General features: G+C 45.8%; 16 protein-coding genes and 1 riboswitch. Of the genes, 15 read left to right on the top strand and 1 reads right to left on the bottom strand.

What is annotated here, in order from left to right; genetic code table 11:
* The first annotated feature begins 2 nt into the window (after nucleotides 1-2).
* On the top strand, nucleotides 3-2,417 hold the full coding sequence (gene pheT, locus LJF29_RS01155) for a phenylalanine--tRNA ligase subunit beta (RefSeq protein ID WP_229146550.1): 2,415 nt from the start codon (nucleotides 3-5) through the stop codon (nucleotides 2,415-2,417).
* Between the two features lie 36 nt (nucleotides 2,418-2,453).
* Here the strand turns inward: pheT and rnhC are convergent, their stop codons facing one another.
* Nucleotides 2,454-3,395: a ribonuclease HIII gene (gene rnhC, locus LJF29_RS01160; protein ID WP_229146551.1), complete on the bottom strand. Its 942-nt coding sequence runs from the start codon at nucleotides 3,393-3,395 to the stop codon at nucleotides 2,454-2,456.
* Nucleotides 3,396-3,528: 133 nt separating this feature from the next.
* On the opposite strand from rnhC, the gene zapA reads away from it, so the two are divergent.
* The 14 genes from zapA to LJF29_RS01235 all read left to right on the top strand — a co-directional run bounded on the left by zapA (nucleotide 3,529) and on the right by LJF29_RS01235 (nucleotide 19,903).
* Nucleotides 3,529-3,786 (top strand): cell division protein ZapA, encoded by a 258-nt coding sequence (gene zapA / locus LJF29_RS01165; RefSeq protein WP_010335221.1) that lies wholly within the window; start codon nucleotides 3,529-3,531, stop codon nucleotides 3,784-3,786.
* Between the two features lie 6 nt (nucleotides 3,787-3,792).
* Nucleotides 3,793-4,326 carry a CvpA family protein gene (locus tag LJF29_RS01170; RefSeq protein ID WP_229146553.1) on the top strand — a complete coding sequence of 178 codons (534 nt, stop codon included), beginning with the start codon at nucleotides 3,793-3,795 and terminating at the stop codon, nucleotides 4,324-4,326.
* A gap of 72 nt (nucleotides 4,327-4,398) precedes the next feature.
* The gene (polX, locus tag LJF29_RS01175) at nucleotides 4,399-6,111 is read left to right on the top strand and encodes a DNA polymerase/3'-5' exonuclease PolX (RefSeq protein WP_229146555.1); all 1,713 of its coding nucleotides are present in this window, start codon (nucleotides 4,399-4,401) and stop codon (nucleotides 6,109-6,111) included.
* A gap of 20 nt (nucleotides 6,112-6,131) precedes the next feature.
* On the top strand, nucleotides 6,132-8,489 hold the full coding sequence (locus tag LJF29_RS01180) for an endonuclease MutS2 (protein WP_229146556.1): 2,358 nt from the start codon (nucleotides 6,132-6,134) through the stop codon (nucleotides 8,487-8,489).
* Nucleotides 8,490-8,503: 14 nt separating this feature from the next.
* The gene (locus LJF29_RS01185) at nucleotides 8,504-8,908 is read left to right on the top strand and encodes a DUF350 domain-containing protein (RefSeq protein ID WP_010335217.1); all 405 of its coding nucleotides are present in this window, start codon (nucleotides 8,504-8,506) and stop codon (nucleotides 8,906-8,908) included.
* Between the two features lie 187 nt (nucleotides 8,909-9,095).
* On the top strand, nucleotides 9,096-10,778 hold the full coding sequence (locus LJF29_RS01190) for an AMP-binding protein (protein WP_229146558.1): 1,683 nt from the start codon (nucleotides 9,096-9,098) through the stop codon (nucleotides 10,776-10,778).
* Nucleotides 10,779-10,896: 118 nt separating this feature from the next.
* Nucleotides 10,897-11,481 carry a fatty acid metabolism transcriptional regulator FadR gene (gene fadR, locus LJF29_RS01195; protein ID WP_229146559.1) on the top strand — a complete coding sequence of 195 codons (585 nt, stop codon included), beginning with the start codon at nucleotides 10,897-10,899 and terminating at the stop codon, nucleotides 11,479-11,481.
* Between the two features lie 14 nt (nucleotides 11,482-11,495).
* Nucleotides 11,496-12,272, top strand: a complete 777-nt coding sequence (locus tag LJF29_RS01200) for an enoyl-CoA hydratase (RefSeq protein ID WP_229146560.1) — start codon at nucleotides 11,496-11,498, stop codon at nucleotides 12,270-12,272.
* 14 nt (nucleotides 12,273-12,286) lie between these two features.
* Nucleotides 12,287-13,060, top strand: a complete 774-nt coding sequence (etfB, locus tag LJF29_RS01205) for an electron transfer flavoprotein subunit beta (RefSeq protein ID WP_168748476.1) — start codon at nucleotides 12,287-12,289, stop codon at nucleotides 13,058-13,060.
* A 35-nt stretch (nucleotides 13,061-13,095) separates the two neighbouring features.
* Entirely contained in the window at nucleotides 13,096-14,073 is a 978-nt protein-coding gene (locus tag LJF29_RS01210; RefSeq protein WP_229146562.1) for an electron transfer flavoprotein subunit alpha/FixB family protein, read from the top strand.
* Nucleotides 14,074-14,278: 205 nt separating this feature from the next.
* Nucleotides 14,279-15,766: an alpha-N-arabinofuranosidase gene (locus LJF29_RS01215; protein WP_229146563.1), complete on the top strand. Its 1,488-nt coding sequence runs from the start codon at nucleotides 14,279-14,281 to the stop codon at nucleotides 15,764-15,766.
* Between the two features lie 313 nt (nucleotides 15,767-16,079).
* On the top strand, nucleotides 16,080-16,394 hold the full coding sequence (gene trxA, locus LJF29_RS01220; RefSeq protein ID WP_003222500.1) for a thioredoxin: 315 nt from the start codon (nucleotides 16,080-16,082) through the stop codon (nucleotides 16,392-16,394).
* Between the two features lie 135 nt (nucleotides 16,395-16,529).
* On the top strand, nucleotides 16,530-18,302 hold the full coding sequence (uvrC, locus tag LJF29_RS01225; RefSeq protein ID WP_010335210.1) for an excinuclease ABC subunit UvrC: 1,773 nt from the start codon (nucleotides 16,530-16,532) through the stop codon (nucleotides 18,300-18,302).
* 64 nt (nucleotides 18,303-18,366) lie between these two features.
* Nucleotides 18,367-18,546: riboswitch (Lysine riboswitch) on the top strand.
* Nucleotides 18,547-18,670: 124 nt separating this feature from the next.
* Nucleotides 18,671-19,903 (top strand): aspartate kinase, encoded by a 1,233-nt coding sequence (locus tag LJF29_RS01235; RefSeq protein WP_095714268.1) that lies wholly within the window; start codon nucleotides 18,671-18,673, stop codon nucleotides 19,901-19,903.
* The last annotated feature ends 21 nt before the right edge of the window (nucleotides 19,904-19,924 follow it).

Here is a 19,924-nt window from a genome sequence, read left to right on the forward strand (position 1 = left end):
GAATGTTTGTTTCTTATAAATGGTTAGAGGATTATGTTGATTTAAAAGGCATGGATCCGGCTGTTCTTGCTGAGAAAATAACAAGAGCCGGTATTGAAGTTGAAGGAATTGAGTATAAAGGGGAAGGCATTAAAGGCGTTGTCATCGGCCATGTGCTGGAGCGAGAGCAGCATCCAAACGCCGATAAGCTGAATAAGTGCCTTGTAGATATCGGAGCGGAGGCACCCGTACAGATCATTTGCGGCGCGCCAAACGTGGATAAAGGGCAAAAAGTTGCAGTCGCTACAGTCGGAGCGGTGCTTCCGGGCAATTTCAAAATCAAAAAAGCCAAGCTTCGCGGCGAAGAATCAAACGGCATGATCTGTTCCTTACAAGAGCTCGGTATTGAGAGCAAGCTTGTGGCGAAGGAATATGCGGAAGGCATATTCGTTTTCCCAAATGATGTTGAAACAGGAAGTGATGCGTTAGCGGCTTTACAGCTTGATGATGCTGTCTTAGAGCTCGGTTTAACACCGAACCGCGCCGATGCGATGAACATGCTTGGAGTTGCTTATGAGGTTGCGGCGATTTTAGACACAGAGGTAAAGCTTCCGCAAACGGATTACCCAGTCGCTTCAGAACAAGCGTCAGACTACATTTCTGTCAAAGTTGAAGACCGGGAAGCAAATCCGCTGTATGCAGCAAAAATCATTAAAAACGTAAAAATTGCTCCGTCACCGCTTTGGATGCAGACAAAGCTGATGAATGCAGGCATTCGCCCGCATAACAACGTCGTTGATATCACAAATTTTGTTTTATTGGAGTATGGACAGCCGCTTCACGCGTTTGATTATGACAGATTCGGCTCTAAGGAAGTCGTCGTCAGAAAAGCTGTTGAAAATGAAACGATTTTAACACTTGACGATCAAGAACGAAAACTGTCTGCCGATCACCTTGTCATTACAAACGGGTCTAAAGCACAAGCTGTTGCTGGTGTCATGGGAGGAGCAGAATCAGAAGTTCGGGAAGACACAACAACGATTTTGCTTGAAGCTGCGTTCTTTAACGGGCAGACGGTTCGCAAGGCTTCAAAAGATCTTGGTTTGAGAAGTGAATCGAGTGCAAGATTCGAAAAAGGCATTGATCCTGCGCGTGTGCGTCTTGCGGCAGAACGCGCGGCACAGCTGATCCACCTGTATGCCGGCGGTGAAGTGCTTGCCGGAACCGTTGAAGAAGACCATCTCACAATCGAAGCAAACAACATTCATGTATCGGCTGACAAGGTGAACAGCGTTCTCGGCATGACGATCAGCAAAGAAGAACTGATCAGCATTTATAAGCGTCTTGGCTTTACTGTCGGAGAAGCAAATGACTTGCTCGTTGTGACTGTTCCATCACGCCGAGGTGACATTCGAATCGAAGAGGATTTGGTTGAAGAAGCGGCAAGATTGTACGGCTACGACAACATTCCGTCCACACTTCCTGAAACAGCGGGAACTACAGGCGGATTGACGCCTTACCAGGTAAAACGCCGTAAAGTTAGACGTTTCCTAGAAGGGGCCGGCTTATCACAAGCGATTACCTACTCATTAACAAACGAGAAAAAAGCGGCGGCATTTGCGATTGAAAAATCGTTTAACACTGTCCTTGCGCTTCCAATGAGTGAAGAAAGAAGCATTCTCAGACACAGCCTTGTTCCGAATCTGCTTGAATCCGTTTCTTACAACCTGGCAAGACAAACTGATTCGGTTGCATTGTACGAAGTCGGTTCCGTTTTCCTGACGAAGGAAGAGGATACGAAACCTGTTGAAACGGAGCGCGTGGCAGGTGCGGTAACCGGTTTATGGCGCAAGCATCTGTGGCAGGGCGAGAAAAAACCAGTCGATTTCTTTGTCGCAAAAGGAATTGTAGAAGGGCTGTTAGATAAACTGAACGTTCTGGACAGCATTGAATTTGTGCAATCAGAAAGAAAACAGCTGCACCCGGGCAGAACTGCGAATATTCTTTTAAACGGTTCTCTTATCGGCTTTATTGGCCAAGTCCATCCTTCACTGGAAAAAGAACTGGATATTAAAGAAACGTACGTTTTCGAACTTGATCTTCACACGCTGCTTACAGCAGACACGGCGCCGCTCGTGTACACGGCGATTCCGAAATATCCGTCTGTGACACGTGATATCGCGCTTGTGACAGATCAATCAGTGACAAGCGGCCAGCTCGAGAGCGTCATCAAAGAGGCGGGCGGGAAGCTTCTGAAAGAAGTAACCGTCTTTGACGTCTACGAAGGCGAGCATATGGAGGAAGGCAAAAAGTCAGTCGCTTTCTCACTCCAATATGTAAATCCAGAGCAAACGCTGACTGAAGAAGAAGTGACAAAAGCGCACGACAAAGTCCTGAAAGCGTTGGAAAACACTTATCAGGCCGTATTGAGAGGCTAATAAAAAAGCTTGCAGAGAACATCTGCAAGCTTTTTTCTATGAACGTTTTTTATCTGCCAGGCGCTGCGCTTTCTGGGTATTGGCAAAATGAAGCTTTGTAAAGGTTCGGAGAGCGGGTGCCCCTTTTTTGATGATCAGTTTGGCGGCCGCTTCATCTACATGAGGGCCGGCCCCTTTCGGCAGTGTCATCCCCGCCTCGCGCGAAAGCTTATCCATTTCCATTAAAAAGGAATATCTCGCAATAATCGATGCAGCAGCGACTGACAGGTGAATGCCTTCAGCTTTTGTGCTGAAATAGGTGCGCTCCTGTACAATATCTCTTCCCTTTAAATGGTTGTAGTAGACGCCGGGCTCGGCGAATTGGTCGATCAGGATCGCCTCAGGCTTTACTCCGTCCATTTTTCGTAAAAGATGGGTTATGGCTTGATTATGCAAGAGAGCTTTCATTTTTCCCTGACTCATGCCTCTTTCCTGCATGCTGTTGTACTTTTCGTTTTTTAAAACGAGCAGGCTGTACGGAATGGTTTTGATCAGGCTTCGGGCGATCTCAATGATTTGCGGATCCTTTAAGTGTTTAGAATCCTTTACACCGAGTTCCTTCATTAAAGGAAGCTTTGTTTTGTCAACGTATGCGCACACAACCGTCATTGGTCCAAAGTAATCTCCGGTTCCGACCTCGTCAGAACCGATGACAGACATTCCTGCGATGTCTGTGGGAGGGGCGTAGCGTGAATCAGCCGGCTTTTTTGCTGTTTTCATCTTTTCCTGCGGCTCAGCAGTTCCCCAGCGGGCAGATTCTGTCTCTGCGTTTTTTCCCTGAAACAATACCTTACCTGACTTATAAGCTGTAATGGTACAGCCTGCCGGTTTTGCCTGAAAAATGGCACCCTGCGGCACAGATGCAGTAAGTGAACTGTTATACGCTGTTTTCATTTGGTCAATAGCAGACATTGGTACTTTTATCACAGAATGGGACACGTAATAATCTCCTTTTTTTACACGTTTCGCTGTATCTACCAGTGTATCATAACAGCGGGAGGCTCGTCTTTCCATTCATTTAATAAACGTGTTATGATAGGAACTAGGATTCTCACGGAATGGAGGAGAAACGTTGTCTGACGGCGAAAAAACGAAAACAACCGTTGACATTTACGGCCAGCACTTTACTATTATCGGTGAAGAAAGCAGAGCCCATATGAGATATGTGGCCGGAATTGTTGATGATAAAATGAGAGAAATCAATCAAAAAAATCCATATCTTGATATAAATAAACTTGCAGTGCTGACAGCGGTAAATGTGGTGCATGACTATGTGAAATTAAAAGAGGAATATGAAAAACTGGAGCGTCAGCTTAAAGAAAAGGATTGAACAACTATGCTAGATATCATCATCTTAATCTTGCTCCTGATGGGGACTTTACTGGGATTAAAACGCGGTTTTATCCTCCAGTTTATCCGCTTGACGAGCTTTATTCTTTCGATCGCGTTTGCGTCTTTATTCTATAAGAATGTAGCGCCGCATTTGAAGTGGATTCCCGCGCCCGATTTTTCAGCGGGACAGCCGGCGTTTTCTTTTTTCTCGGGAAATTTGGAAGCAGCCTATTATAATGCGATTGCATTTGTCGTTCTGTTTATGATCGCTAAAATCTTACTGAGAATCATCGGCTCATTCCTAAGTATTGTAGCGAGCATTCCTGTGATTAAACAAATCAACCAAATGCTCGGCGCTGTTCTCGGTTTTCTGGAAGTCTATTTATTTACATTTGTGCTGCTGTATGTTGCTTCCGTACTTCCGATAGACGGCTTACAGCAAATGATGGGGCAATCGTCTCTCGCAAATGTCATGATTAACCATACACCGTATTTGTCAGGGCTTTTACAGGAGCTCTGGACGCAATACGGAGGATAAAAAACTTCTCTTGTCCGGAGAAGTTTTTTTCAAGTATGATGGAAACATATGTGAAGGTCTGGGGGTTATTCTATGCATAAAAAAGATATTATCCGGCTGCTGGAAACCATTGCAGTCTACATGGAACTGAAAGGGGACAACCCGTTTAAAGTTTCGGCATTCCGAAAAGCAGCGGCAGCCCTGGAACAGGACGACCGCAGTTTATCAGAAATGGACGACATGATGTCGCTGTCCGGTATCGGGAAAGGCACGTACAGCGTCATAAAAGAATATATAGATGAAGGAAAGTCAAGTACGCTTGAATCTCTGCAGCAGGATGTGCCGGAAGGACTGGTGCCTTTATTGAAGCTGCCGGGGCTCGGCGGCAAAAAAATCGCAAAGCTGTATAAAGAGCTCGGCGTACATGATGCAGAATCATTGAAGGAAGCCTGCGAACAGCAGAAAGTCCAAGGGCTTGCGGGATTCGGCAAGAAATCAGAAGAAAAAATATTGCAGGCGCTCGGGGAAGCCGGAAAACAGCCTGAACGTTTTCCGATTGGCTATGCGCTCCGGGTCGCGCGGGAAATTGAAGAGCATCTTTCTCGATTGACAGACATCATCAAATATTCCCGTGCCGGAAGTCTCCGAAGAGCACGCGAAACCGTCAAAGATCTGGATTATATTATTGCGACGGATCATCCCGCTGAAGTAAGAGAGCAGCTGCTTGCGCTGCCAAACATCAAAAGCGTCATTGCCAGCGGGGACACGAAGGTATCCGTCATTCTTTCCTTTGAATATGAAACCAGTGTCGATTTCCGTCTCGTGACGGAAGAACAATTCCCGACAACTCTTCATCATTTTACGGGATCGAAGGACCACAATATCAAATTGCGGCAAATAGCAAAAGAACGCGGCGAACGGATCAGTGAGTACGGTGTCGAGACGGTTGAAACAGGAGAAATCAAAACCTTCCCGAACGAACGGGAATTTTACGCACACTTCGGCTTGCCCCTGATTCCGCCGGAACTCCGTGAAAGCGGACAAGAGGTGGAATCCTACAATGACAGCATTGAACTCATAGAGCACGAGCAAATCAAAGGCGATCTCCACATGCACTCCACATGGAGCGATGGTGCCTTTTCGATCAGGGAAATGGCTGAAGCATGCATAAAAAAAGGCTATCAGTACATGGCCATCACTGATCACTCCCAATATTTAAAGGTCGCCAACGGGCTGACTGCTGAAAGGCTCAAGCAGCAGGCGAAAGAAATTGACGCGCTGAATGCTGAGTTTGAGAACTTCCGTATTTTTAAAGGCGTTGAGATGGATATTCTTCCTGACGGCACACTTGATTATGATGACGATGTGTTGGCGGAAATGGATCTTGTCATTGCATCAATCCATTCAAGCTTTAATCAGCCGGAGCACGTCATTATGAAGCGGCTTGAGACGGCACTGACCAACAAGCATGTCGACATTATCGCCCATCCGACCGGGCGCCTCATCGGCAGACGTGCCGGTTACGAAATCGATATCGACAAACTGATTGAGCTCGCGAAGAAAACAAATACGGCGCTTGAACTCAACTCTAACCCTGCGCGTCTTGACCTGCGGACAGAGCATTTAATCAAAGCAAATGAACAAGGGGTTACATTGGTCATTAATACCGATGCCCATAACATCGAGATGTTAAACGATATGAAAACCGGCGTCACTGCCGCGCGCAAAGGCTGGACGGAAACGAAAAACGTCCTGAATGCCCGGTCGCTTGAAGACGTACAGGCATTCCTGAAGCGCAACGATTAAGTAAGGAGGCTCACACAACCGTGCAGCAAAAAGTATTATCATCTCTTGAATTCCATAAAGTGAAAGAACAGGTAATCGAGCACGCCGCTTCTTCGCTCGGAAAAGAAATGCTTCTCCAGCTAAAGCCTTCTGCTTCGATTGACGAAATCAAAAAACAGCTGGATGAGGTAGATGAAGCCTCTGCGATCATCCGGCTGCGAGGCCAGGCGCCGTTTGGCGGCCTTACCGATATCAGAGGGGCATTAAGACGGGCAGAAATCGGCAGCGTTCTCAGTCCCTCGGAATTCACTGAAATATCAGGGCTGCTTTACGCAGTCAAACAAATGAAACATTTTCTCGGACAAATGGCTGAAGACGGAGTCGACATTCCGCTGATGCAGCAATATACTGAACAGCTCATTACACTGCCCGATTTAGAACGAGAAATCAATTCCTGCATAGATGATCACGGCGAAGTGCTTGACCACGCGTCAGAAACGTTAAGAGGTATCCGCACGCAGCTCAGAACGCTCGAATCGAGAATCAGAGACCGTTTAGAATCCATTCTGCGCTCCTCTTCCGCTTCGAAAATGCTGTCTGATACGATTGTTACCATCCGAAATGACCGTTTTGTTATCCCAGTCAAACAAGAGTACAGATCAAGCTACGGAGGCATTGTGCATGACACCTCCTCTTCTGGCGCTACCCTGTTCATTGAACCGCAGGCGATTGTAGATATGAACAACTCGCTTCAGCAGGCGAAAGTGAAAGAAAAACAAGAAATTGAACGGATTTTACGCGTGCTGACAGAGCATACGGCAGAGCACACAGAGGAGCTTTTTCAAGATTTGCAAGTCCTGCAGACGCTAGACTTCATTTTTGCAAAAGCGAGGTACGCAAAAGCGGTCAAAGCAACAAAACCGACCATGAATGACAGCGGCTTTATCCGTCTGAAAAAAGCGCGCCATCCGTTGCTTCCGCCTGATCAAGTGGTCGCCAATGATATCGAGCTGGGCGGCGATTTTTCAACGATCGTGATTACAGGGCCGAATACCGGGGGGAAAACAGTAACCTTAAAAACACTGGGGCTGTTGACCTTAATGGCGCAATCGGGCCTTCATATTCCGGCAGATGAAGGATCGGAAGCCGCTGTATTTGAGCATGTGTTCGCTGATATCGGCGATGAACAGTCGATCGAGCAAAGCTTAAGTACATTTTCTTCCCATATGGTGAACATTGTCGGCATTTTAAAGCAAGTCAACGAAAACAGCCTTGTGCTCTTTGATGAACTGGGCGCGGGTACAGATCCGCAAGAAGGCGCGGCACTCGCCATGAGCATCTTAGATGAAGTCCACCGCACCAATGCCAGAGTGTTAGCGACGACGCATTATCCGGAGCTAAAGGCGTATGGCTATAACAGAGAAGGCGTCATGAACGCCAGTGTCGAATTTGACATTGAGACTCTTTCACCAACCTACAAGCTCTTAATCGGTGTACCGGGACGAAGCAACGCCTTTGAAATTTCTAAACGGCTCGGGCTTCCGGACCATATTATCGGGCAGGCGAAATCAGAAATGACGGCCGAGCATAATGAGGTCGATACGATGATTGCGTCTCTTGAACAAAGCAAAAAACGGGCGGAAGAAGAGCTTTCTGAAACAGAGTCGATCAGAAAAGAGGCCGAAAAGCTGCATAAAGAGCTGCAGCAGCAAATCATCGAACTCAACAGCAAAAAAGACAAATTGATGGAAGAGGCCGAACTTCAAGCGGCTGAAAAAGTTAAAGCGGCCACAAAAGAAGCTGAAGACATCATTCACGAATTACGCTCGATTAAAGAAGAACACAAATCCTTCAAGGATCACGAACTAATCAACGCGAAGAAACGATTAGAAGACGCTATGCCGACCTTTGAAAAGTCCAAAAAACCGGAAAAACCGAAAACGCAGAAACGCGTCTTGAAGCCTGGGGATGAAGTAAAAGTCCTTACGTTCGGGCAGAAAGGTACATTGCTTGAAAAAACCGGCGGCAATGAATGGAATGTTCAAATCGGCATTTTGAAAATGAAAGTGAAAGAAAAAGACCTGGAGTTTATCAAATCGGCTCCGGAACCAAAAAAAGAAAAACACATTACAGCGGTTAAGGGCAAAGATTACCACGTATCGCTTGAACTTGATCTTCGCGGCGAGCGCTATGAAAATGCCCTCAGCCGTGTTGAAAAATACTTGGATGACGCGGTGTTAGCGGGATATCCAAGAGTGTCCATTATCCATGGCAAAGGTACCGGTGCTTTAAGAAAAGGCGTGCAGGATCTCCTGAAAAATCATCGCAGCGTTAAAAGCTCCCGTTTCGGTGAAGCTGGTGAGGGAGGATCAGGCGTTACAATTGTTGAACTAAAATAAAAGGGAGTATGGCCATGAGTGATTTTTGGGAAAACGAGCTTGTGGAAATCGCGGCGTATTACAGTGTCGCGGTTCTCTGCCTCGTCCTCTTTTTGACTGTGTTTGAGCTGGTGACAGCTTATAAAAACTGGGAAGAGATTCAAAATGGTAATCTCGCTGTGGCAATGGCGACCGGCGGGAAAATTTTAGGGATAGCAAATGTGTTCCAGCACTCTATCTCTCAGCACAATTCTCTGCTGCAAATGATCGGCTGGGGTGTATACGGGTTTGTTATGCTTTTGATCAGCTACTTCATTTTTGAGTTTTTGACACCGCGGTTTAAAATTGATCAAGAAATTGAAAACGATAACCGGGCTGTCGGCTTTATCTCATTTGTCATTTCTGTCGGGCTTTCATTTGTTGTGGCAGCCGGAATATAAGGGGACGGAGAATAGATGGAAAAGCTTGCAAAAATACTGCTCGCCGCGGCGGGAATCTTTTTGTTGATTGGTCTTATATATCTGTTCATATTTTGAGAAAAAGAAAGATTTTCCTTTCTTTTTCTTTTTTTTGCCGTCCATCTGCTATAATAATAGGGTGAACTCTAAAACCGAAAGGGGAGGTTTTATGCAGTCTCAAAAGCCGTGGCTAGCCGAGTATCCCGAAGATATCCCGCATGAGCTTCCGTTGCCGACCCAAACCCTGCAATCCATCCTGACAGACTCCGCCGCACGATTTCCTGACAAAACAGCCGTATCTTTTTTCGGAAAAAAACTCACCTTTCATGACATTTTGACGGATGCTCTTAAACTCGCAGCTTTTCTGCAGCAAAATGGCCTGCAAAAAGGAGACAGAGTGGCTGTCATGCTGCCCAACTGTCCGCAATCCATCATTTCCTATTATGGGGTGCTGTTTGCCGGCGGTATCGTAGTGCAGACAAACCCGCTCTACACCGAGCATGAGCTCGAATATCAGCTGAGAGACGCAGAGGCCAGCGTGATCATCACCTTAGATTTGCTCTTCCCGAAGGCAATAAAAATGAAAACGTTATCAATTGTAGATCAGATTTTGGTGACGAGTATAAAAGACTATTTGCCGTTTCCAAAAAATATTCTCTATCCGCTTACGCAAAAACAAAAAGTGCACATTGACTTTGATGAAAACGACAATATTCATACCTTTGCTTCGAGCATGAAGCGGGAAAAAACAGAGCTAATCACAATTCCGGACATTGACCCCGAGCATGATATCGCTGTTCTGCAATACACCGGAGGAACGACGGGAGCGCCAAAAGGAGTCATGCTTACGCACAGAAATATTTTAGCCAATACCGAAATGTGTGCGGCATGGATGTACAACGTAAAGGAAGGCGATGAAAAAGTGCTTGGCATAGTCCCGTTTTTTCATGTCTATGGGCTGACAGCCGTGATGAATTATTCGATTAAACAAGGATTTGAAATGATCCTGCTTCCCAAGTTTGATCCGCTGCACACGCTCAAAATTATCGATAAACAAAAACCGACACTGTTCCCAGGCGCGCCGACGATTTATATTGGCCTCTTGCATCATCCTCAATTACAGCAATACGATCTGTCATCTATTAAAAGCTGCCTCAGCGGATCAGCCGCTCTCCCTGTTGAGGTGAAGCAGCAATTTGAAAAGGTGACTGGCGGAAATCTTGTGGAGGGATATGGTTTATCCGAGGCATCTCCGGTGACACACGCTAATTTTATCTGGGGGAAAAACAAACCCGGCAGTATCGGCTGTCCCTGGCCGAATACAGACGCAGCCATTTACTCTGAGGAGACTGGCCATTTTGCCGCTCCGTATGAGCATGGTGAGATCATCGTAAAAGGCCCGCAGGTCATGAAGGGATACTGGAACAAGCCGGAGGAAACGGCTGCAGTCTTAAGGGACGGATGGCTCTTCACTGGGGACATGGGCTATATGGATGAAGAAGGATTTTTCTATATAGCCGACCGGAAGAAGGACATTATTATCGCAGGCGGCTACAATATTTACCCGCGTGAAGTAGAAGAAGCGCTGTACGAACATGAAGCGATTCAGGAAATTGTCGTTGCAGGCGTGCCTGATTCGTACAGAGGGGAAACGGTAAAAGCGTTTGTCGTGTTAAAGAAAGGCGCACAAGCCGATGCAGCAGAGCTGGACGCTTTCGCCAGAGCCCGTCTTGCACCCTATAAAGTGCCGAAAGCCTATGAATTCAGAAAAGAGCTCCCGAAAACAGCGGTTGGGAAAATTTTAAGAAGGCGTTTACTTGAAGAAGAAACCGAAAATCATCATATCAAGTAATAAATAGAGCCATGAAAAAGAGAACATTAATGAATAAACTTGACAAAGCGGAAAATCCTTCTTATCATAAAATTATGAATGAATAGTCATTCATTTATATAGGAAGGAACGATGAAAATTGAAGCAAAAACGGCCAAAGTATATGCAGATCATTGATGCAGCAGTTGAAGTCATTGCGGAAAACGGCTACCACCAGTCACAGGTATCTAAAATCGCCAAACAAGCCGGAGTAGCGGACGGCACCATCTATCTTTATTTTAAAAATAAAGAAGACATTTTAATTTCTCTGTTTAAAGAAAAAATGGGCCAATTCATTGAGCGGATGGAAGAGGACATAAAAGAAAAGGCAACAGCAAAAGAGAAATTGGCGCTCGTGATTTCAAAACACTTCTCACTTTTGGCGGGCGACCATAACCTCGCTATTGTCACTCAGCTTGAGCTCCGCCAATCCAATTTGGAGCTCCGGCAGAAAATTAATGAAATATTAAAAGGCTACTTAAATATTTTAGACAGCATTCTGAAGGAAGGAATAAAATCAGGCGAGTTAAAAGAAGGCCTTGATGTCCGTCTCGCCCGGCAGATGATTTTTGGAACGATTGACGAAACCGTGACGACCTGGGTGATGAATGATCAAAAGTATGATCTGGCTGCTTTGTCAGACAGTGTTTTAGAATTACTGGTATCCGGAATTCACAATAAGTAAAGGAGTTCTGTCCTATGAATGCAATATCACTCGCAGTTGATCAATTTGTTGCAGTTATGACGATTCACAATCCGCCGGCAAACGCGCTTTCCAGCCGGATATTAGAAGAGCTGTCCTCCTGTCTTGATCAGTGTGAGACAGATGCCGGCGTGCGGTGCATTATTATACACGGGGAAGGAAGGTTTTTCTCCGCCGGCGCTGATATCAAAGAATTTACATCACTGAGAAACAGTGAGGATTCCTCACTGCTGGCTGAACGAGGGCAGCAGCTGATGGAGAGGGTTGAGAGCTTTCCCAAACCAATTATCGCGGCGATTCACGGAGCTGCCCTCGGCGGCGGGCTGGAACTTGCAATGTCCTGCCATATCAGAATCGCGGCAGAAGATGCCAAGCTGGGGCTTCCGGAGCTTAACCTCGGCATTATTCCCGGTTTTGCCGGAACACAGCGGCTCCCGCGATACATTGGTACAGCAAAAGCATTGGAACTCATTGGATCAGGAGAACCGATATCGGGAAAAGAAGCGCTTGACCTCGGACTTGTGACAATTGGAGCAAAAGATGAAGCAGAAGTGCTTGAAAAAGCGAAAACGCTTGCCGCCAAATTTGCAGAAAAAAGCCCGCAAACGATGGCGTCTCTGCTTGAGCTTCTCTATACAAACAAGGTGTATTCCTATGAAGGCAGCTTAAAGCTTGAAGCAAAGCGGTTTGGAGAAGCGTTTGAGTCGGAGGACGCCAAGGAAGGCATTCAGGCATTTCTCGAAAAAAGAAAGCCTCAGTTCAAAGGCGAATAAAAGGGGATATGATCATGAATCTATTTGTACTGATGAAACGGACGTTTGACACAGAAGAAAAAATCGTCATTGACGCGGGAAAGATTCAGGATGACGGGGCTGAATGGATTATCAATCCGTACGATGAGTACGCGATTGAAGAAGCTATTCAGCTGAAGGAAAAACACGGCGGCACCATCACTGTTGTTACTGTCGGCGGCGAAGAAGCGGAAAAGGAGCTGCGTACAGCGCTTGCCATGGGATGTGACCAAGCCGTTTTAATCAACATAGAAGATGATCTCGAAGAACCCGACCAGTATTCCATCTCTCAAGTTTTATACCACTATATGAAGGATCAGGAGTTTGACCTCATTCTCGGCGGAAATGTCGCGATCGATGGAGGCTCAGGACAAGTGGCGCCACGTCTGGCTGAGCTTCTAGACATTCCGTGCATCACGACGATTACTAAACTCGATATCAATGGAAGTGACGTAGAAGCAGAAAGGGACGTTGAAGGGGATGTTGAAAAAATCAAAACGACTCTCCCTTTGCTTGTCACAGCTCAGCAAGGCTTAAATGAACCTCGCTACCCATCGCTTCCGGGAATTATGAAAGCCAAGAAAAAACCGCTTGAAGAGCTTGAGCTGGATGATCTGGACTTGGATGAAGAAGATGCTGAACCAAAAATGAAAACAATTGAACGTTTTCTGCCGCCGAAAAAAGAAGCCGGGAAGCTTCTGCAGGGTGAGCCTGCCGAACAGGCAAAAGAGCTCGTATCATTGCTCCGCAGCGAGGCGAAAGTCATTTAGCGCTTGCACATTCAAAGAAACAGGGGGATGTTAGAATGGGAAAAAAAGTGATCGTACTCGGAGAAATACGTGACGGAGAACTGCGAAATGTCACCTTTGAAGCAATCTCCGCTGGAAGAACCATTTCAGATGATGGAGAAGTAATCGGTGTTCTTATAGGAGAAAACGTATCACAGCATGCAGAGGAGCTTATCCACTACGGTGCAGACAAAGTTCTCACAGCTGAGGACCCAAAGCTTAAGGCATATACGGCAGACGGATACAGCCAAGTGATGCGAACCATTATTGAAAAAGAAACACCTGATGCGGTCGTATGCGGACACACTGCAATGGGGAAGGATCTGTCGCCGAAGCTTGCAGCCCGGCTCCAAACAGGATTGATTTCTGACGCTACAGATGTAAGCGTTACCGGAGAAAACGTCGTTTTTACAAGACCGGTTTACTCAGGGAAGGCATTTGAACGCGTCATTTCAACGGATCTGATGACGCTTGTGACGATTCGCCCCAACAACATTCAAGCGTTAGAAAAAGACACCAGCCGGGTAGGCAGCATGGAAAGCATCGAAGTTTCCCTTACAGATCTCCGTACCGTCATACAAGAGATCGTCAAAAAAACAGCGGACGGCGTTGATCTCTCTGAAGCGAAAATCATTGTGGCGGGCGGCCGCGGAGTAAAAAGCAAGGAAGGCTTTCAGCCGTTGCAGGAGCTTGCCGAGGTGCTGGGCGCAGCAGTCGGCGCTTCACGCGGGGCGTGTGACGCTGATTATTGTGACTATGCTCTCCAAATCGGACAGACCGGAAAAGTTGTCACTCCCGATTTGTATATCGCCTGCGGAATTTCAGGCGCTATCCAGCATTTGGCGGGTATGTCCAACAGCAAGGTGATTGTCGCCATCAATAAAGATCCAGAAGCCGATATTTTTAAAATAGCTGATTACGGTATCGTAGGCGATTTATTTGAAGTCGTCCCATTACTGACGGAAGAATTCAAACAGCTGAATATTCACTCATAAAGGGAAGCCCCGGACTGCAGAAGTTCGGGGTTTTTGAATACATACGTACAAATCGTTATTAATAAAAAAAGTCATTGACATGTACGGACATATATAATAAGGTTACTTTAAAAGCGCTTACATTCATGCTGACTCCTCAGTCCAAACACAAATCCTATATTTGACTGTGGTGCTTTTCATATTTGTATGAAAGGAATGATCAAGCATGTCTGAACATACAGCAGTGATTCAAACGGATATTGTAAAAGGAACGATCAACAAAAATATATACGGTCATTTTGCTGAGCATTTAGGAAGAGGGATTTATGAAGGGATTTGGGTCGGAACGGAATCAAGCATTCCTCATATAAACGGTATAAGAAAAGATGTGTTAGAAGCGCTGAAACAGCTGCGTATTCCTGTCCTCCGATGGCCGGGCGGCTGCTTTGCGGATGAATATCATTGGGCCAACGGTGTGGGTGACCGGAAGACGATGCTCAACACTCACTGGGGCGGCACAGTTGAATCAAATGAATTCGGGACACATGAATTTATGATGCTGTGCGAGCTGCTTGAATGCGAACCTTACATTTGCGGCAATGTAGGGAGCGGAACAGTTCAGGAAATGGCGGAATGGATCGAATATATGACCTTTAAAGAAGGCACGCCAATGTCAGATTGGAGAAAACAAAACGGAAAAGAAGAGCCTTGGAAGTTGAAATATTTTGGAGTGGGCAATGAAAATTGGGGCTGCGGCGGCAACATGCACCCAGAGTACTATGCCGATCTATACCGCCGTTTTCAAACGTATGTCCGCAATTACAGCGGCAATGAAATTTATAAAATTGCCGGCGGTGCAAACGTTGATGATTTTAATTGGACGGACGTACTCATGAAAAAAGCCGCTGGCCTGATGGACGGGCTAAGTCTCCACTACTACACGATTCCGGGAGATTTCTGGAAGGGCAAAGGATCGGCCACAGAATTTACAGAGGACGAATGGTTCATTACAATGAAAAAGGCCAAATACATTGATGAGTTGATTCAAAAACACGGCACAATTATGGATCGGTACGATCCGGAGCAGCGGGTCGGACTGATTATTGACGAATGGGGCACATGGTTTGATCCTGAGCCAGGCACGAACCCAGGCTTTTTATATCAGCAAAACACGATTCGTGACGCGCTGGTCGCAGCTTCTCACTTTCACATTTTCCATCAGCATTGCCGCCGGGTGCAAATGACCAACATCGCGCAGACGGTAAATGTTCTTCAAGCTATGATTCTGACTGAGGGGGAACGAATGCTATTAACGCCGACATACCATGTGTTTGATATGTTTAAGGTACATCAGGATGCCTCTCTTTTAGATACTGAAACAACGTCCGCTGACTATGAATGGAAGGGAGAAACGCTGCCTCAAATCAGTGTGTCGGCATCAAGAAATGCGGAAGGCGATATAAACGTCAGCATCTGTAACATTGATCATCAAAATAAAGCAGAGGTGGAGATTGAGCTGAGAGGTCTTCACAAGACTGTGGATCATTCCGGCGTTATCCTGAATGCGGAGAAGATGAACGCCCATAACACGTTTGATGACCCGGAGCACGTAAAACCTGAATCGTTCAGCCGTTATTCTGTAAATAAAAACAAATTGAAAGCAAAGCTGCCGCCAATGGCAGTTGTCTTACTCACATTACGGACTGATTCTTAACCAAAAAAAGGAGCGCCGATCCATTAGAGGACGGAGCTCTTTTTTGTTTTGAAATAGCTCCGAAAGGGCATGGTAAAGTATATGACAGTTATAGAAGGGATGTTGTCCTATGCTTCGTACAATTTTAATGATCATCGGCGCAATTGTGGTGATCGGAGCGATTATCAGATTCGTGTTTTAATTTCGAAATGCCCCATTCTATGAGTAAACCGATTGTGATCAGGAAAAAATAATTTATAAGCATTTAAATAGCGTGAACGAATGGGAGATGCTATACTAAAAATCATCATTTCACAATTGGAGGAATTCAATAATGGCTATCGTAAAAGCAACTGATCAATCTTTCTCAGCTGAAACAAGCGAAGGCGTCGTACTGGCTGATTTCTGGGCCCCTTGGTGCGGACCTTGTAAAATGATTGCACCTGTTCTTGAAGAATTGGATCAAGAAATGGGCGACAAACTAAAAATCGTGAAAATCGATGTAGATGAGAACCAAGAGACAGCCGGCAAATACGGCGTTATGAGCATCCCGACACTTCTTGTCTTAAAAGACGGAGAAGTTGTTGAAACATCTGTCGGCTTCAAACCGAAAGAAGCGCTTCAAGAGCTTGTAAACAAACATCTTTAATTTTCGGCTGCTTACATGCCAGAGCGATTCCAATTGAGGGATCGCTTTTTTTATTCGCCAATTGTGAATCATGGAGAAAAACACCTGTTCGTGTTAAACTGGAAGCAAAGGACTAAATATAAGGAAGGGTAACATATGAACAAACAACTGAAAGAAAAACTCGCCCTCCTTCCCGATCAGCCAGGGTGTTACTTAATGAAGGACCGTCAGCAGACAGTGATCTACGTAGGAAAAGCAAAAGTGCTGAAAAACAGAGTGCGCTCCTACTTTACCGGCTCTCATGACGCAAAAACACAGAGGCTTGTGACGGAAATTGAGGATTTTGAATATATCGTGACGTCCTCCAATCTTGAAGCGCTTATTTTAGAAATGAACTTGATTAAAAAGCATGATCCGAAATATAACGTCATGCTGAAAGACGATAAAACCTATCCTTTTATAAAACTCACCCATGAACGCCACCCAAGGCTGATTGTCACCCGCAACGTCAAAAAAGACAAAGGGCGCTATTTCGGACCGTATCCGAATGTGCAGGCCGCAAGGGAGACAAAAAAGCTGCTCGACCGTCTCTACCCTCTCAGAAAATGCTCCAAGCTCCCGGACAGAGTGTGCCTTTATTATCACCTCGGACAATGTCTCGCTCCGTGTGTAAAGGACATTTCAGAAGAGACAAACAGAGAACTGGTAGAGAGCATAACCCGTTTCTTAAGGGGCGGCTATAACGACGTCAAAAAAGAGCTTGAAGAGAAAATGCTTGAGGCGGCTGAGAACCTTGAGTTTGAACGGGCAAAGGAACTTCGTGACCAAATCGCTCATATCGATTCAACGATGGAAAAACAAAAAATGACCATGAACGACTTAGTCGACCGTGACGTATTCGCTTACGCTTATGATAAAGGCTGGATGTGCGTACAGGTCTTTTTCGTACGGCAAGGAAAGCTTATTGAACGTGACGTCAGCATGTTTCCGCTTTATCAGGAAGCAGATGAAGAGTTCCTTACCTTCATCGGGCAGTTCTATTCAAAAAACAACCATTTTCTGCCGAAGGAAATTTTAGTGCCGGACAGCGTTGATCAATCGATGATTGAGCAGCTGTTGGAAACAAACGTCCATCAGCCGAAAAAAGGGGCGAAGAAAGAATTGCTTATGCTGGCACATAAAAACGCAAAAATCGCGCTTAAAGAAAAATTCTCTTTAATCGAACGTGACGAGGAGCGTTCATTCGGTGCTGTGCAGAAACTCGGAGACGCCTTAAATATTTATACCCCGCACAGAATCGAAGCGTTCGATAACTCGAATATACAAGGGACTAACCCGGTTTCGGCGATGATTGTGTTCATCGATGGCAAACCATACAAAAAGGAATACCGCAAGTACAAAATCAAAACTGTCACAGGGCCAGATGATTACGGCTCAATGAGAGAGGTTGTCAGACGAAGATATACGAGAGTGCTTCGTGAAAACCTGCCGCTGCCTGATCTGATCATTATAGACGGAGGGAAAGGCCAGATCAACGCGGCCCGTGACGTCGTTGAAAACGAACTCGGCCTGGACATCCCGATTGCCGGCTTGGCAAAGGATGATAAACACAGAACCTCCAACTTATTAATCGGTGATCCGCTTGAGGCGGTTTACCTTGAACGAAACAGCCAGGAATTTTACCTGCTTCAGCGCATTCAGGATGAGGTGCACCGATTTGCGATCAGCTTCCACAGACAGATCCGCGGGAAAAGCGCATTTCAATCTGTTTTGGACGACATACCGGGTATCGGAGAAAAAAGAAAGAAAATGCTGTTAAAGCATTTCGGTTCCGTCAAAAAAATGAAGGAAGCAAGCCTTGAGGACATCAAAAAAGCAGGGGTTCCCGAAGCGCCGGCACAGCTGCTTTATGACAAATTGCAAAAATAATGTTGTCCTTTTGAAAAAGTTCTGATAAAATGTGAACTAATTTCATAATTAGATCGTGTAATATGGTGAAGATAGAGGTGCGAACTTCAAGAGTAAGCCTTTGGAGAAAGATGGATTCTGAGAAAAAGGCTGAAAGGGGAGCGTCGCCGAAGCAAATAAAACCCCATCGGTATTATTTGCTGGCCGTGCATTGAATAAATGTAAGGCTGTCAAGAAATCATTTTCTTGGAGGGCTATCTCGTTGTTCATAATCATCTTGATGATTAATTGATAAGCAATGAGAGCAATTCCTCTCATTGCTTTTTTTATTGTGGACAAAGCGCTCTTTCTCCTCACCCGCACGAACCAAAATGTAAAGGGTGGTTAACATGGGTCTCATTGTACAAAAATTCGGAGGTACTTCCGTCGGCTCAGTCGAAAAAATTCAAAATGCAGCAAATCGCGTCATTGCGGAAAAACAGAAAGGCCATCAAGTCGTCGTTGTCGTATCAGCTATGGGGAAATCCACTGACGCATTGGTCAGCCTTGCAAAAGACATCACTGATCAGCCGAGCAAACGTGAAATGGATATGCTGCTGGCAACAGGCGAGCAGGTCACCATTTCCCTGCTTTCCATGGCGCTGCAGGAAAAAGGCTATGACGCCGTTTCCTATACAGGATGGCAGGCGGGAATCCGCACCGAGGACGTCCATGGCAATGCCAGAATTACGGATATAAACACGTCTGCCTTAGAAAGCCAGCTTCAAAAGGGAAAAGTAGTTGTTGTGGCAGGATTTCAAGGCATGACAGACGACAGTGAAATCACGACATTGGGCAGGGGCGGTTCAGACACAACAGCAGTGGCTTTGGCTGCCGCATTAAAAGCGGACAAATGTGATATTTATACGGACGTGCCCGGCGTGTTTACAACCGATCCGCGCTACGTGAAATCAGCGAGAAAGCTTGCCGGCATCTCTTACGATGAAATGCTGGAGCTTGCCAATTTAGGCGCTGGTGTTCTTCATCCAAGAGCTGTTGAATTCGCGAAAAATTACCAAGTGCCGTTAGAAGTGCGTTCAAGTACAGAAACAGAAGCGGGAACATTAATTGAGGAGGAATCATCCATGGAGCAGAACCTTATCGTCAGAGGCATCGCGTTCGAAGATCAAATCACAAGGGTAACCATCTACGGGCTGACAAGCGGCCTGACCACTTTGTCTACCATTTTTACAACTCTTGCAAAACGAAACATTAATGTGGATATCATTATCCAAACGCAGGCGGGAGACCATGAGACCGGTATTTCCTTCTCTGTTAAATCAGAAGACGCGGATCAGGCTGTTGCCGTACTTGAAGAGTACAAAGACGCGCTTGAATTCGAAAAAATTGAGACAGAAAGCAAATTGGCCAAAGTATCCATTGTTGGATCAGGCATGGTATCAAATCCCGGTGTAGCGGCTGAAATGTTTGCTGTACTGGCGGAAAAAAACATATTAATCAAAATGGTCAGCACATCTGAAATCAAAGTTTCAACAGTAGTGAGCGAAAATGACATGGTAAAAGCGGTGGAAGCACTGCACGATGCGTTTGAACTCTCGAAACACCCTTCAGCTGTGTCATGACAACCAAAAAGGCGGGACTCA

This window comes from Bacillus sp. LBG-1-113 (assembly GCF_020708615.1).
GTDB lineage: Bacteria > Bacillota > Bacilli > Bacillales > Bacillaceae > Bacillus > Bacillus mojavensis.